Origin of the sequence: Sulfitobacter sp. M368 (genome assembly GCF_025141875.1) — a bacterium.
In the GTDB taxonomy this organism is placed as follows: Bacteria; Pseudomonadota; Alphaproteobacteria; order Rhodobacterales; family Rhodobacteraceae; genus Sulfitobacter; species Sulfitobacter mediterraneus_A.
Window position 1 is genome coordinate 79460 of the sequence record NZ_CP081113.1, and the last position, 15443, is coordinate 94902.

General features: G+C 57.3%; 13 protein-coding genes. 9 read left to right on the top strand and 4 right to left on the bottom strand.

The features are described from left to right. Positions 1-49 precede the first annotated feature (49 nt). Genes tsaE through trxA form a run of 6 tightly spaced genes read left to right on the top strand, consistent with a single transcriptional unit; the run spans position 50 to position 8873 of the window. On the top strand, positions 50-523 hold the full coding sequence (gene tsaE / locus K3754_RS00375; RefSeq protein WP_259939823.1) for a tRNA (adenosine(37)-N6)-threonylcarbamoyltransferase complex ATPase subunit type 1 TsaE: 474 nt from the start codon (positions 50-52) through the stop codon (positions 521-523). Next, the gene (locus tag K3754_RS00380) at positions 520-1530 is read left to right on the top strand and encodes an aminoglycoside phosphotransferase family protein (RefSeq protein WP_259939825.1); all 1011 of its coding nucleotides are present in this window, start codon (positions 520-522) and stop codon (positions 1528-1530) included. Before tsaE ends, K3754_RS00380 begins: the two co-directional genes overlap by 4 nt. Further along, positions 1506-2192: a nucleotidyltransferase family protein gene (locus K3754_RS00385; protein WP_259939827.1), complete on the top strand. Its 687-nt coding sequence runs from the start codon at positions 1506-1508 to the stop codon at positions 2190-2192. The genes K3754_RS00380 and K3754_RS00385 overlap by 25 nt, the downstream gene beginning before the upstream one ends. After that, positions 2185-5142: a double-strand break repair protein AddB gene (addB, locus tag K3754_RS00390; protein WP_259939828.1), complete on the top strand. Its 2958-nt coding sequence runs from the start codon at positions 2185-2187 to the stop codon at positions 5140-5142. The genes K3754_RS00385 and addB overlap by 8 nt, the downstream gene beginning before the upstream one ends. After that, positions 5139-8516: a double-strand break repair helicase AddA gene (gene addA / locus K3754_RS00395; protein ID WP_259939829.1), complete on the top strand. Its 3378-nt coding sequence runs from the start codon at positions 5139-5141 to the stop codon at positions 8514-8516. Before addB ends, addA begins: the two co-directional genes overlap by 4 nt. A 36-nt stretch (positions 8517-8552) precedes the next feature. Then, on the top strand, positions 8553-8873 hold the full coding sequence (trxA, locus tag K3754_RS00400) for a thioredoxin (protein WP_203209551.1): 321 nt from the start codon (positions 8553-8555) through the stop codon (positions 8871-8873). Between the two features lie 45 nt (positions 8874-8918). Here the strand turns inward: trxA and K3754_RS00405 are convergent, their stop codons facing one another. Continuing rightward, the gene (locus tag K3754_RS00405) at positions 8919-9815 is read right to left on the bottom strand and encodes a capsular biosynthesis protein (protein WP_259939831.1); all 897 of its coding nucleotides are present in this window, start codon (positions 9813-9815) and stop codon (positions 8919-8921) included. A 102-nt stretch (positions 9816-9917) separates the two neighbouring features. Here K3754_RS00405 and hslV point away from each other — a divergent pair, with 102 nt between their 5' ends. The 3 genes from hslV (at position 9918) to K3754_RS00420 (ending at position 13095) form a co-directional block, all read left to right on the top strand. Next, positions 9918-10475: an ATP-dependent protease subunit HslV gene (gene hslV / locus K3754_RS00410; protein WP_037906346.1), complete on the top strand. Its 558-nt coding sequence runs from the start codon at positions 9918-9920 to the stop codon at positions 10473-10475. Then, the gene (hslU, locus tag K3754_RS00415) at positions 10472-11773 is read left to right on the top strand and encodes an ATP-dependent protease ATPase subunit HslU (protein WP_259939832.1); all 1302 of its coding nucleotides are present in this window, start codon (positions 10472-10474) and stop codon (positions 11771-11773) included. The genes hslV and hslU overlap by 4 nt, the downstream gene beginning before the upstream one ends. 104 nt (positions 11774-11877) lie before the next feature. Next, positions 11878-13095, top strand: coding sequence for an MFS transporter (locus K3754_RS00420; RefSeq protein ID WP_259939833.1), 1218 nt, complete (start codon positions 11878-11880; stop codon positions 13093-13095). Here the strand turns inward: K3754_RS00420 and K3754_RS00425 are convergent. Genes K3754_RS00425 through K3754_RS00435 form a run of 3 tightly spaced genes read right to left on the bottom strand, consistent with a single transcriptional unit; the run spans position 13092 to position 15363 of the window. Continuing rightward, the gene (locus tag K3754_RS00425; RefSeq protein WP_203209547.1) at positions 13092-13673 is read right to left on the bottom strand and encodes a Smr/MutS family protein; all 582 of its coding nucleotides are present in this window, start codon (positions 13671-13673) and stop codon (positions 13092-13094) included. The two genes, K3754_RS00420 and K3754_RS00425, sit on opposite strands and share 4 nt — an antisense overlap. Then, positions 13670-14680: a murein transglycosylase A gene (locus K3754_RS00430; RefSeq protein ID WP_259943416.1), complete on the bottom strand. Its 1011-nt coding sequence runs from the start codon at positions 14678-14680 to the stop codon at positions 13670-13672. The genes K3754_RS00425 and K3754_RS00430 overlap by 4 nt, the downstream gene beginning before the upstream one ends. Positions 14681-14703: 23 nt before the next feature. Next, positions 14704-15363 carry a Tim44/TimA family putative adaptor protein gene (locus K3754_RS00435; protein WP_203209546.1) on the bottom strand — a complete coding sequence of 220 codons (660 nt, stop codon included), beginning with the start codon at positions 15361-15363 and terminating at the stop codon, positions 14704-14706. Between the last annotated feature and the right edge of the window lie 80 nt (positions 15364-15443).

A 15443-nucleotide genomic window follows, 5' to 3' on the forward strand; every position in this document is an offset into this window, starting at 1 on the left:
AGCGCCGCTTTGATCTTGCAGTCATCCGGCATGGCCGTCACCATATGGCATGTCTGCACATCATCTTTCAGTATCAATCTCGGGCGCGGATGAGATGACCCTTTTGGCCGCGAGATTGGCCTCCCGACTGACCGCAGGAGACGTCATTTTGCTGACCGGTGATGTCGGCGCAGGGAAGACCCATTTCGCGCGATCTTTGATCCAATCGGTGCTGGACATGCCAGAAGATGTGCCCTCGCCAACCTTCACCTTGGTGCAAACCTACGACACCGATATCGGCGAGATCTGGCATGCCGACCTGTACCGTCTCACCTCGGTTTTCGAGATTGAAGAGCTGGGATTGACCGATGCCTTCGAGAGTGCCGTTTGTCTGGTCGAATGGCCTGACAGGCTTGGGCCGTTGACCCCGGACAATGCCCTTCACATCTCCATCGAGCCCGGCGAAGATGACAACGCCCGACAGCTGATGATGCGTTGGAAAGGGTCTAAATGGGCGGACAAGCTGGGAGCAATCCATCCATGAGCGATCGCGCGATCCGGCTGGATCAATTCTTGGCCCGGTCCGGCTGGTCCGATGCTGGCCGCGCGCTGGTCGCGGGAGATGCATCAAACCGCCGGTATGACCGATTGACCCGTGCCAACGGCGAAACCGCCATCCTCATGGATGCCCCGCCCCACAAAGGCGAAGACATCCGGCCGTTTGTCGCAATCGCCGATTTTTTGCACGGCCAAGATCTGTCCGCACCGCAGATCTATCATCAGAATGCAGAGGAAGGGTTTCTGATCATTGAGGATCTTGGTGATGATCTTTTTGCCGATCTCATGGCAAAGAACGCCGAGGCGCAACTGCCGCTTTATCGCGCCAGTATTGATGTGCTGGTCCAATTGCACACCGCGCCGCTGCCATCCTTGCCCCTGTGTGATGCCAATTGGCTGATTGAAATGACGGGGCTGTTCTTTGATTGGTACGTTCCTGAAGGGTTTGACCATCTTGGCCGCGCGTTCGATAATGTGTTCCGCCCGCTTGCCGAGAGGGTTTCACAAGCAGAGCAGGTCGTGATCCTGCGCGATTACCATGCGCAAAACCTGCTTTGGTTGCCCAACCGGACAGGCGCGGCGCGCGTCGGTATCTTGGACTTTCAAGACGCTCTGTTGGGGCATCCCGCCTATGATCTGGTATCAATCATGCAAGACGCCCGCCGCGATGTGGATCCAATGATCGAAGCTGCGATGATCGATCATTATCTCGCCTGCACAGACAGGCCGCGCACAGAGTATCAAAACGCCTATGCCACGCTTGGTTTGCAAAGAAATCTGCGCATTCTGGGTATTTTTGCAAGGCTTTGCCTGCGGGATGGCAAGGCCCATTATGTCGATATGATCCCGCGGGTCTGGGGCTATGTGATGCGCAACCTGAAACACCCCGACCTGCACGAGGTGAAATACCTGCTTGATCCCTTTCTTGCCCGCCCGACACCTGAATTTTTGATGGATTTGAAAAACCGATGCGCGACCACCCCACAGCCGTAATGATGTTTGCCGCCGGTTTTGGCACGCGGATGAAACACCTGACCAAGGATCAGCCGAAACCAATGATCAAGGTCGCGGGCAAGGCGCTGGTGGATCACGCATTGGACCTGACCCATGGCACGGGGCGCGTGGTCGCCAATCTGCACTATAAGCCGCAAAAGCTGCAGTATCATCTTGAGGTGCAGGGCGTTGAGACTTTGATCGAAACGCCCGATATTCTGGACACCGGCGGGGGCTTGCGAAATGCGTTGCCTTTGCTTGGCGAAGGTCCGGTATTCACCATGAACACCGATGCGATCTGGGCCGGGCCGAACCCGTTGCATCTGCTGCGCGATGCCTGGAACCCAGCGACGATGGATGCGCTTTTGGTCTGTGTTCCAACCGCACAGGCGGTGGGTCATGCCGGATCTGGAGATTTTACGCTGGCTGACGACGGCACATTGTCGCGCGGTCCGGGCGTCGTTTACGGCGGCATTCAGATCATCAGAACCGAACTTTTGCACGACATCAAAGACCGCATATTTTCCCTCAACCTTTTGTGGGACATGATGCAGTCCAAAGGGCGGCTATGCGGCCTGCGCTACCCCGGAAAGTGGTGTGACGTGGGGCATCCCGGCGGAATCGCATTGGCCGAAGAAATGCTGGAGCAGCACCATGTTTGATCCATCAGATAGCGCCAGAGTCTTTGGATTGGCCCCAGGTGTAGATTTTCCTGCCGCGCTTGCGGACGGTCTTCGCGTGCGGCTGAAAGATGCGCCGCCGGATGCAATGGCGCGGGTTGATCTGATCGTGAACACCCGCCGGATGGCGCGGCGCTTGCGGGATATTTTCGACAATGGGCCAGCAGGGTTTTTGCCCCGCATCCGGTTGTTGGGAGAATTGGACACAATGGTGCCCGGCGTCACAGCCCCGCCTGCAATCCCTGCTCTGCAACGGCGGCTTGAGCTTATTCAATTGCTGTCCGGTCTGTTGGAGGCAGACCCTACATTGGCCCCGCGTGCATCGCTTTATGCCTTGTCAGACAGTCTGGCGGCGTTGATGGACGAAATGCAGGGAGAAGGCGTTGATATCAGCGCCATTGAGAATCTCGATGTCAGCGATCAATCCGGGCATTGGGATCGCGCCAAAAGGTTTATCGAAATTGCCCACGGCTATCTTGGCCAAACGGGCAGCGCGCCGGATGCAGAAGCGCGGCAAAGGCAGTTGACCTTGCAAATTATTGCCGCATGGCAGGCCAATCCACCGCAAAATCCCGTGATCCTTGCCGGTTCCACAGGCTCGCGCGGGACCACCTCATTGCTGATGCAGGCGGTGGCAAAGCTGCCGCAGGGTGCGCTTGTCCTGCCGGGGTTTGATTTTGACATGCCCACCGCGGTTTGGGCGCAGCTGGATCAGGAACTGCTGTCCGAGGACCACCCGCAATACCGGTTTCGGCACTTGATGCAGGCGCTCGAATTGCCGCGCAAGGATATCCGCCCCTGGGCCAAAGGGGATCCACCCTCACCCACCCGCAATGCGCTTGTTTCCCTGTCTTTGCGCCCGGCACCTGTCACCCATGCATGGCTCAGCGAGGGACCGGGCCTGGCCGGTCTGACCGCTGCAACGGCTGGGATGACCCTTGTGGAGGCACCAACGCCGCGCATCGAGGCATTGACCATCGCACTGCGCCTTCGCAAGGCGGTCGAAGAGGGGAAAACCGCTGCGTTGATCACGCCCGACCGGATGTTGACCCGGCAAGTAACCTCGGCGCTGGATCGTTGGAATATCCTTCCGGACGACAGTGCAGGCACGCCGCTGCAATTGTCGCCGCCGGGCCGGTTTCTGCGCCATGTAGCAGCGTTGTTTCTGCGCAAGCTGGATGCAGAGGCCTTGCTGACTTTGCTCAAACACCCGCTCACCCATAGTGGTGCGGACCGGAACCTGCATCAGCTGCATACCCAGCGCCTTGAGATGCAGATCCGCCGCGATGGTTTGCCCTATCCCAATCCAGACGGCCTTGCCCGGATCGCGCAGAAGGCCGCGGACAAGATCGAAGAGCCGGGTGCATTTCTTGAGTGGGCCAATTGGGTTGGTCAAACGTTTTGTTGCCATGCAACCACTGGTGATCAGGCCTTGACCACTTGGGTGCAGCGCCATCTCGATCTTGCAGGTAGGATTGCGGCTGGTCCGTCAGGCACAGACGACCACGAATTGTGGCGTCGCAAGGCCGGACAGGCGGCGGAAAAACTGATGGCGGATTTGTCTCAGCAAGCCGTTTTTGGCGGCGCCATGTCTGCCGGTGATTTTACAGATCTGCTGGGTGCTGTTCTATCGGGTGGCGAAGTGCGTGACCGCGATGCGCCGCATCCCGGCGTCATGATCTGGGGCACCTTGGAGGCCCGTGTTCAGGGCGCTGATCTGGTCATTATGGGCGGCTTGAATGATGGCACATGGCCCGAAGCACCGCCGCCCGATCCATGGCTCAACCGCCAGATGCGCCTGCAAGCCGGTTTGCTGCTTCCTGAGCGGCGCATCGGTCTGTCCGCGCATGATTATCAACAGGCCATCGCCGCTCCGGAGGTCTGGATCACACGCGCAATCAGATCAGACGAGGCAGAAACCGTGCCATCACGATGGCTCAATCGTTTGGGCAATCTGCTGAACGGTTTGCCGCAAGAAGACGGTGCCAAAGCCTGGGCCGCGATGCGCGCGCGTGGAGAATACTGGACCAAACAAGTGCGGGCATTGGAAGAAACCATCCGCAGCACCCCTGCCCCGCGCCCATCGCCCCGCCCGCCGGTCATTGCCCGCCCGCACGCGCTTTCTGTCACCGAGATCAAGCGCTTGATCCGCGATCCCTATGCCATTTATGCCAAACACACATTGCGCCTGAGACAGATCAATCCACTGGTACAATCCCCGGACGCCCCGGTGCGCGGCATTGTCTTGCATGAAATCATGGAACGGTTCGTCAAATCCGTCGGCGCCAATGCGGCGCATTTGACCAAGGATCATCTGCTGTCAATTGCCCGCGAAGTTCTCGAAGCCGAAGCGCCCTGGCCGGCCGCCCGTGCGATGTGGTTGGCGCGGATCGAGCGGGTGGCCGATTGGTTCATCGCGCAAGAAGCCAAACGGCAAAGTTATTCTTCCCCCGTGGCCTTTGAAAAGGCCGCCCGCGGCAAACACGTTTTCGAAGAACTTGGTTTCACGCTCACTGGTTTTGCCGACAGAATTGACCTGACTGATGCCGGTGATGCGCTGATCTATGATTACAAGACCGGCACGCCGCCCAGCAAAAAAGAACAAAAACTGTTCGACAAACAACTTCTGATCGAAGCGGCGATGGTCGAAGAGGGCGGCTTTGCCGAGGTGGGTGCAGCACCGGTCGCAAATGCGATTTTCATCGGTTTAGGGTCGAAACCAGTCGAAATTTCCGCCCCCTTGGATGAGGAGCCCCCCGCCGAAGTGCTGGCAGGGTTGCAAGAACTGATCGCAAGCTACCTCACCGCAGCGCAAGGGTTCACATCCCGCCGAATGGTCAAAACCGAAGAGGCGGCAGGCGATTATGACCAGCTTGCCCGCTTTGGCGAATGGGACGGAACCACAGTTGCCTCGCCGGAGGATCTGACATGATGCCGGACTTTGACGATGCCACCCGCGCCCAGATTGATGCGGCACGGCCAGATGCCTCTACTTGGCTCGCGGCGAACGCGGGGTCGGGCAAAACGCGGGTTTTGACGGACAGGGTGGCGCGGCTGCTTCTTAGCGGTGTCGAGCCACAGCATATTTTGTGTCTGACCTATACAAAAGCCGCCGCATCAGAGATGCAAAACCGGCTTTTTAAGCGTCTTGGCGAATGGGCCATGCTTGATGATGCTGCCTTGCGCAAAGCGATGGCTGATCTGGGCCTGAGCGATGATCTTGATCCCGCTGAACTGCGCAAGGCACGCACCTTGTTTGCACTGGCGATTGAGGCGCCGGGCGGTCTGAAGATTCAAACCATCCACTCCTTTTGCGCGTCTCTATTGCGGCGCTTTCCACTCGAAGCCGGGGTCAGTCCACAATTTTCCGAGATCGAAGATCGCGCAGCAGACTTGCTGCGTGCAGACATCGTGGATGCCATGGCGGAAGATCATGACGGCCCCCTGATTGCGGAAATTGCACGGTTCTACACCGGCGAGGATTTTAGCAAGCTGACCCGCAGTATTGTCGGGCTGCGTGACGCTTTTGCAGCCTCTCCAGATTGGCCGGAATTGCTGCAACTTTTGGGTCAGAAACCGGACCTCAGCCGCGCGTCGATCGAACAATCGGTCTTTTTGGGAAGCGAGGCAGATCTCATAAAAGCAATCACGCCCCATTTGATTGCGAAAGGTGGAAACGACACCAAAGCCGGAGATGTTTTGGCGCAAATCGGGTCATTTGATTTGTCTGCCCTCCCAACCCTCGAAGGTGTTTTCCTGACCGGAGCAGGCGCAAAATCCCCGTTTACTGCAAAGATCGGCAGTTTCCCAACCAAACCCACACAAAAGGTCATCGCAGATGCGATGCCTGCGCTGGAACAACTTATGATGCGGGTCGAAGAGGCCCGTGAGGCGCGTCTGGCTTTGGCATTGGCGGAAAAAACCCATGCGCTACACAAGTTCGCCAAGGCATTCCTATCGCGCTATGAGGCCGCCAAGCAGGCGCGTGGCTGGCTCGATTTCGACGATCTCATTCTCAAGGCCCGCGCCCTTTTGACCGACAAGGCCGTCGCCGCATGGGTGTTGTTCCGCATTGACGGGGGGATTGATCATATTCTCGTTGACGAAGCGCAGGATACTTCGCCACGGCAATGGGATGTGATCGAGCGCCTGACAGACGAGTTTTACAGCGGGTCCGGTGCGCGGTCTGACGTTGAACGGACCCTGTTTGTGGTCGGTGACAAGAAGCAATCGATCTATTCCTTTCAGGGCGCCGACCCGTTGGAATTTGATCGTAAAAGTCTGATGTTTGAGGAAAAGATCGTCGAGGCCGGCAAACTGTTTCAGCATCGCAGTCTGGACTATTCCTTTCGGTCCTCTTCGGCCATTTTACGCCTTGTAGACACTGCTTTTGATCCAGACCTTCAATCCGGTCTCGACAAAAAAACGCAGCACAAACCGTTCAAAGCCGCCCTGCCCGGCCGTGTTGATCTGTGGCCTGTGGTGGAAAAAGCGGACGACAACGAAGACCGCATCTGGACCGATCCGGTGGACAGGCGCAGTGCCCGGCATCACAGTGTCATCCTCGCCGAGCAAATCGCGGCACGGATCGCCACGCTGATCAACGAAGAACACTACATTCCCGAAGACACCGACACGCCCGGCGTCTTTGCCCGCCGCCGTGTCCGTGCCGGTGATTTCTTGATCCTGGTGCAGCGCCGCTCTGCCCTGTTTTCCGAGATTATCCGTGCTTGTAAGGCCGCGAACCTGCCAATTGCGGGGGCGGACAGGCTGAAAGTTGGGGCGGAACTTGCCGTCAAGGATCTGGCGGCGTTGTTGTCATTCCTGGCGACGCCAGATGATGATCTATCTTTGGCGACCGCGTTGAAATCGCCCCTGTTTGGATGGTCCGAACAGATGTTGTTCGATCTCGCCCACCGGCGCAGTGAACGCCATCTCTGGCAGGCGTTGCGCAATCGGGAAGATCATTCGAAAACAGTCTCTATATTGGAGGATCTGCGGGCGCGCGTTGATTTTCTACGCCCGTATGATTTGATCGAATGCATCCTCACCCGGCATGATGGACGCCGCAAATTATTGGCTCGTTTGGGCGCCGAGGCTGAGGATGGGATCAACGCGATGCTGTCGCAGGCCTTGTCCTATGAGCGCAGCAATGTGCCCAGCTTGACCGGCTTTATCGTCTGGATGCAAACTGACGATCTGGAGATCAAGCGCCAGATTGACAGTGCCTCGGACCAGATCCGCGTGATGACGGTACATGGAGCAAAGGGGCTTGAGGCGCCCATTGTTATCTTGCCCGATACGGGGCGACGCGACATCACTGTCAAGGATGAAATTGTCCGGATGGAAGGTGTACCAATTTGGAAGGCCGCCGCAGCGGATATGCCAGCGGCCCTCAGGAAAACCATCGACAGCATGAAAGACGCGCAGTTTCAGGAACGGTTGAGATTGCTATACGTGGCGATGACCCGCGCGGAAAAATGGCTGATTGTTGCTGCTGCCGGGGATCTGTCAAATGATGGATCGTCCTGGTATCAAATTGCCCAAGCGGCGATGGGTCATGCAAACGCTGTTCCTGTGGGGGATGATGGCACTTTGCGGTTTGCGGAGGGCGATTGGGACAGCCTTGATACGGTTGATCATGTGACCGATCTTGAAGAAAACACTGAGTTAGACCCTGTTTTTGCGACACCTGCGCCCATCTATTCTCTAAAGCAAGGGGCGCTTTCTCCATCTGATCTCGGTGGCGCAAAGGCCTTGCCCGGAGATGCAGGAGAGGACAAGGAGCGCGCCATGCTTTACGGGACAGTGGTGCATAATATGTTGGAGCGTCTGGCACCACTTACCGCTCTGGACCGTGCAAGCGCTGCCACGCAAATGGTTTCGGCAAACGCTCCGGAAATGACAGAACAGGCCTATCAAGAGGCTCTGCAAGTTTTGAATGACCCTGCCCTCGTCGGTATTTTTGCGCCCGGCACATTGGCCGAGGTTCCGATAACAGCCCAGATCGGACAGGCCCGACTACACGGATTGATCGACAGGTTGATCATAACCGATGGTGCGGTCACAGCTGTAGATTTCAAAACCAATCGGATCGTACCGGATAGACCGGAACAGTGTCCCGACGGTATTCTTCGGCAGATGGGCGCCTATGCGAGGATGCTCGCGCAGATCTACCCGGATCGTGACATCCGCACAGCCATTCTATGGACATCGACCTGCCAGTTGATGGAATTGCCCCACAATATTGTGACATCCGCGCTAGAGTGCTCGCCATATCTTGACGCGGGGGGCATGCGTTCATAGGTTCTGTTCGAACCCAATTCCTGTCAGGAGAGCATCATGGCCACCGTCGCAGTTACGGACTCAACGTTCGACGCCGAAGTCAAAAATTCAGATATCCCAGTCGTGGTGGATTTCTGGGCCGAATGGTGCGGCCCATGCAAACAAATCGGCCCGTCTTTGGAAGAACTGTCCGCAGAAATGGACGGTAAAGTTAAGATCGTCAAAGTAAACGTGGACGAGAACCCGAATTCACCTGCCCAGATGGGTGTGCGCGGCATTCCGGCGTTGTTCATCTTCAAAGATGGCCAAGTTGTATCCAACATGGCAGGCGCCAAGCCAAAAGCAGCGCTGCAAAGCTGGATCGAAGAGTCGATCTAAGGCTTTGATGATAAGATGGTTTGAGGGCGTCCCAAGTGGGCGCCCTTATTCTATAGGCCAGCCAAATCGTTGAAAACGCGATGCAATTCTGACCTTCGCGTCGGGCTTCCCCGCGTTTATGCAGTTTTGCTGCCAGAACCAATGCACATACCGATCAAACGCTGGTTGCGCAGTGGCGGCGGCATGAAAGCTATCTGACAAATGCGGGATATCTGCGGCCACGGCGATGTGATGAAAGTCAATTTTGCCAAACAGCAATGCAGGTTTACCAAAGAAGTATCCTGCAAAGGCCGCGGCTGAATTTTGGCTGACGACAAAGTCACAATGCTGCAAACGTTGTTCCATATTGCCGGTTTCGACCGACAATTGGCTGTGGCGCCCCGAAAGTTCATCAAGCGCCGTCAATTCTGCTGCCGAATAGGTTTCATTGGGGTGCAAGCAGGCCACAACCGGTCGTGCGCCGCCATGCCTCAAACAATGCTCAATCATCTCGATCGGTGAACATCGTTGGAATGAGCGGTGTGCGGTTAGCTTACCCTGAAGCGGAACATAGATATATCCGTCTTTGGTTGCCTGGCCGGCCGCCGCGCCAAAAAGCCGGTTTTGCCAATAAGTATAGAAACGCTTGGCATCGGGGTGATGGATTGCCGGGTCAAATCTGGCCTTGGCAACATCCCATCGCCAACGCTCTGTCGTCGCCTCGATTTGCCAGAACGGATAGTGATAGGCCCGCCGAAACACCAAACCGCGCTCGGCGGGTGGGGCGGACATGTGAGACAGGGTATAAGTGCTGGCATTGCCTTTGACGGCTGGCTGATCATGAAATGTGACCCTAAATAAGGATTTCTCTGCAACATCACGCACCAGATTGATAAAATTATGCGCACCTGCCTCCGCGCTTTTGCGCAGATCAGGCTCCAGATATATGCAAAGTTCTTTCATCAAGGAACGCTATCCAGAGATCAAAGGGCGGGCAAGGGCAGCCACCCTTGTACGCAACCAGCGAGAAGGCCATATAGTCCCCAAGCAGACAGGAGGCCGCGCATGGCACATCAGGATTTTCCCGGCTGGCACGGGACCACGATTATTGGGGTCAAGAAGGCCGGTGAAGTGGTGATTGCGGGGGACGGTCAGGTGAGTCTTGGCCAGACCGTGATCAAGGGAACAGCCCGCAAAGTGCGGCGGTTGTCTCCGGGCGGCTTTGACGTGGTTGCCGGATTTGCCGGATCGACCGCCGACGCCTTTACCTTGCTGGAACGTCTGGAAGCCAAGCTTGAAGCGACGCCCGGCCAATTGGCCCGTGCAAGTGTGGAATTGGCCAAGGATTGGCGCACCGACAAATATCTGCAGAAACTTGAGGCGATGTTGATAGTGACCGACGGCAACGACCTGTTGGTGATCACCGGTGCCGGTGATGTGCTGGAGCCTGAACATGATGTGGCGGCCATTGGATCAGGTGGAAATTTTGCCCTGGCGGCCGCACGGGGCCTGATCGATAGCGACCGCGACGCCGAAGCTGTCGCCCGGGATGCGATGGCCATTGCCTCTGACATCTGCGTTTACACAAACGGCAACCTGACCGTGGAGAAAATCAGCCAATGACCGATCTGACCCCCCGTGAAATCGTCTCGGAACTTGACCGTTTTATCATTGGCCAAGCAGACGCCAAGCGTGCCGTGGCCGTGGCCCTGCGCAACCGTTGGCGGCGCAAACAGCTTTCGGACGATCTGCGTGATGAAGTCTATCCCAAGAACATACTGATGATCGGGCCCACAGGCGTTGGCAAAACCGAGATCAGCCGCCGTTTGGCCAAACTGGCCCGTGCGCCGTTTCTCAAGGTTGAGGCGACCAAGTTTACCGAAGTGGGCTATGTCGGGCGCGATGTTGAACAGATCGTGCGCGATCTGGTCGATGCCTCTATCGCGATGACCCGCGAACATATGCGCGAAGACGTCAAGGCGAGTGCCCATAAAGCAGCCGAAGAGCGTGTGATCGATGCCATCGCGGGGACGGACGCCCGCGAAGGCACCCGAGAGATGTTCCGCAAAAAGCTCAAAGCAGGAGAGCTGGACGATACGATGATCGATCTGGAGCTTTCGGACAATTCCAACCCCTTCCAGATGATGGATATCCCCGGACAACCCGGGGCGGGGATGCTGAACCTTGGCGATATGTTTGGCAAGGCGATGGGCGGACGCACCACGAAAAAGCGTCTGTCGGTTGCAGAAAGCTATGAAACCCTGATCAGCGAAGAAGCCGATAAATTGCTGGATGATGAAACCGTCACGCGGGCGGCGATCGAGGCGGTTGAGCAGAACGGGATCGTCTTTCTTGATGAGATCGACAAGGTCTGTGCCCGATCTGATGCCCGTGGCGGCGATGTAAGCCGCGAAGGTGTGCAGCGCGATCTGTTGCCCCTAATCGAAGGCACCACCGTCAGCACCAAACACGGGCCGGTAAAGACTGATCATGTCCTGTTTATCGCATCTGGCGCGTTCCACATCGCAAAGCCATCCGACCTGTTGCCGGAATTGCAGGGGCGTTTGCCAATCCGGGTTGAGTTGCGCGCGCTGACCGAGGCGGATTTTGTGCGCATTCTCACCGAAACCGACAACGCGTTGACGCTGCAATACACCGCGTTGATGGGCACCGAAGAAGTGACCGTTTCCTTCACCCCCGAAGGGATCGCGGCCCTGGCCAAGATTGCGGCGGATGTGAACCAATCGATCGAGAACATTGGCGCACGGCGCCTTTATACCGTGATGGAACGGGTGTTTGAGGAATTGTCCTTTACCGCGCCGGACCGATCCGGAGACGAAGTGGTGGTGGATGCCGCGTTCGTTGAACAGAACCTTGGCGAATTGACACGCTCTGCGGATCTGAGCCGCTACGTGCTTTGATAAGCTAGCGGGCGGGCGACAACCACATATAAGACCGGCGCCGCCGCTGGCCTCATCCAAAGATTGTCTCTTTTCATTCCCTTTCACCTGACCGATGAAAGGGCATGGACTATTTCCGATTTATGCACCGGAACTGGCTGTTTTTGCTGGCCGGCTTTCTGATCACATTCACCTCGTCCTATGGGCAAACCTATTTCATCTCGCTGTTTGCCGGTGAGATCAAAGGTGATTTTGGACTGTCGGATGGCCAGTGGGGTGGCATTTACACCATCGGCACCACACTTTCCGCGATCACGATGATCTGGGCGGGCGTCCTGACGGACCGGTTTCGTGTGCGGGCATTGGCGCTGTTGGTGATGGTTGGTCTCGCCTTGGCCTGCGTTGCGATGGCTTGGGTGACCCAATGGATATTGCTGGTTCTTGTCATCTATGCGCTGCGGCTGACGGGACAGGGGATGATGTCACAGTTGGGCGCGGTGGCGATGGTGCGTTGGTTCGAGGCATCGCGCGGCAAGGCGTTGTCGCTCGCTTCCATGGGGTTCGCTGCGGGGCAGGCGATTTTGCCGGTTGTGTTTGTCGCGCTCTTTGCCGTGATGCATTGGCGCAATCTTTGGCTGCTTGCGGCGGCGCTGGTGATCCTGACCATTCCATTCCTGCTGATCCTCCTGCGCCAAGAGCGTACACCGCAAAGCATGGCGGACGAGGCGCAGATCGCCGGAATGCATGGCCGTCATTGGACGCGCGGTGAAATGTTGCGCTCTGGCTTGTTTTTCCTGATGATTCCGATGGTAGTCGGCCCTTCCGCCTGGGGCACCGCACTGTTTTTTCAGCAAGTGCATCTTGTCGAGGTTAAGGGATGGGAACTTGTCGCCTTTGTCGCCTTGATGCCGGTCTATACGCTGGCTGCGGTGGTTGCGACCTTCGCCTCGGGCTGGGCGATTGACCGCTTTGGTGTCAGCCGCGTTGTGCCGATTCAGATGATCCCGTTCGGCCTCGGCTTTGCGGTGTTGGCCTATGCCGATACGATCTTTTGGGCGGGCATTGGATTGATGATCTTTGGTGTGGGGCAGGGGCTCCAATCCACCGGCGCCTCAGCATTCTGGCCCGAATATTATGGCACGCGCCATATCGGATCGATCAAATCTGTCGCGGCGGCGCTGATGGTATTCGGGTCTGCGATTGGGCCGGGTATCACAGGTGCGTTCATTGATTTTGGGGTGGATTTTCCCGATCAAATGTTGCCCATCGCCGTCTATTATTTTGCCGCCGCGGGCCTTGCAACATTTGGCATCGTCAAATACCGGCCCACTTTGGGGCGCTAGCGGTGCCGCCTGAGGTAGACATAATAGGCACCATCGGCCCCATGGCTGACATGGGCCTGGCTGACCTGCATCACCACGGATGACAGGGGCGGCGCATTCAGCCAGTGCAAAACCTGATGGCGCAACACACCATATCGAACGGGAATTGGCCCACCCTCATCGCGGCGCTTGCCCTTGCCGGTGACCACCAGAACCAGACGTTTGCCATTGCGATGGGCGTTCAGAATGTACCGGTTGAGCACCGGATGCGCCTGATCAAGGGTCATGCCATGCAGGTCGATCTTGCCTTCGGGTTTGATCTTGCCGCGCTTGAGCTTGGTAAAGGCTTTCTTGTCCATCTGAACCGAAGCCGGCCCAAGCGGATCAGCAAAAGCCGGCGAAACAGATGTGGGCGCCTTGCGCGGCATCCCGCTGCCCTTACCGCTCAGCGCAGCTTGGGCGCGGCGGATGGCGGGCGCGGTCGGGTGGGGGGCGTCAATCTCGGCCCGAAACAGCGATTTGAGGTCAAGCCGCTCTGTCCGGTCCGTTACCCTGCGCCAGAGCGCCAGATCTTCGTCGTTCAAACCACGCTTTTTCATATCGCGCTTTCCGGTAGCAGAGCATAGGCGCGTTGGATCGGCATCAGCACAACCATGCGTCCGGGATCGCGCAACTTGCCCGCCGCCCGACCGGCGCGATCACCGGTGCCAAAGAAAATATCGGCCCGCTGCGCGCCCTTGATCGCAGATCCTGTGTCTTGCGCAATCATCAAACGGCGTAATGGATTTTTGCCGTCTTTCTCCAACCAAACGGGCGCACCCAATGTCACATATCGCGGGTCAACAGCCACAGATCGCATGTCTGTCACCGAGCGATTCATGGCGCCCAATGGCCCTTGATCTGCAGGCACTTTGCTGACCTCGCGGAAGAACACGTAAGAGGGATTGTGAAACAAAAGATCGCGCCCCTGCACCGGGTTGCGCCGCACCCAGTTTTTGATCACCTGCGCACTCACTTGATGGGCGTCATATATACCGCGGCGCACCAATTCCACACCGATGGATCTATAGGGATGCCCGTTGGAGCCGCGATAGCCAACGCGTATGGACCGCCCACCGGGCAGGCGGATGCGACCAGATCCCTGGATTTGCAGGAAAAACAACTCTACCGGATCATCGACCCATGCAATTTCAAGCCCGCGGCCCGTCATCACGTCACTGGTCAGGATCTCCCGGCGGGTCAGCCAGGGATTGCTGCGCAATGCCTCTGGCGGCATTTTGTAAACCGGATAGCGATAGCGGGACGACCGATACAGATCGCCGTCCAGCTCCGGCTCGAAGTAGCCAGTGAAAAGGGGGTCTTGGCCGTCCTCGATCAGAACAGGGCGAAAGAACAATTCGAAAAACTGGCGCGGTTCGGGATCGGCTTCGGCAAACTGGCACAATGACCGCCAATCGGGGTCTTTCATGTCACGGCAGGTGTTGAGAAATACCCTGAGCGCCTTGCCGTGATCGTCCTTTGCCCAGCCGTTCAGCTGTTCAAAGGACAACACTTGATAGGTCACATCACTGGCGTTTGCAGGGCTCACCTCAGCGATCCCCGCCATGGCCAGTGCGGCAAGCGCACCGGTTACCCGTCTGTAGAGACCAGCAGCCAATTCGGATCATCCGAGCCCATGATGCGGGCAAACACCCAGGTGTCTTTCTGGCGTTTGATGTCCGTGACGCTGCCCTCAACGATATCACCGCCACGATCACGCACGGCAGACGTCAGTTCAGCCACGAAACGGATCGTCATCTCCGCCTCTTTGGTGTCCGGATCAAGTGTGGCATTCACCAACTCCATCTCACGCACGCCGATAAAGTTGGCTTCAATGGTCAGTCCCTGATCTTCGCGAGCAGCCACGCCGTCAACAAAGCTTTCATAGATATCTTCGGACAGGAATGGCTGGATCTCGGCCAATTCGCCACGCTCGTAGCCCATTACGATCATTTCATAGGCGCCGCGTGCGCCGCCGAGAAAATCACTGACGCCAAAGGAAGGTTCAAGCCGCTTCATCTCGGCCAGCGCCTTGGCAGCGTCGCTGTCTTCTGGAACGTGGTCGGTGATGTCCAGATCCGGCCCACCTTCGATCACTTCGAAAGCAGGGCCAGAACGGCGTGCCGGCTCATGATCGATGACGGGGGGTTTTTCAAAACCCTCGCGCGTTCCCAACACGTTTTTCAGGCGCAAAATCAGGAATACCGCAATACCGGCCAAGACCAGAAGCTGTATTATAGGTGAATTCATCGGGACCTCATTTGGGCAAACCATGGAAACATATCAGTTAAGCTCTTATGTAGGTGCTTGACTGGGGCAAGTCCACTCCG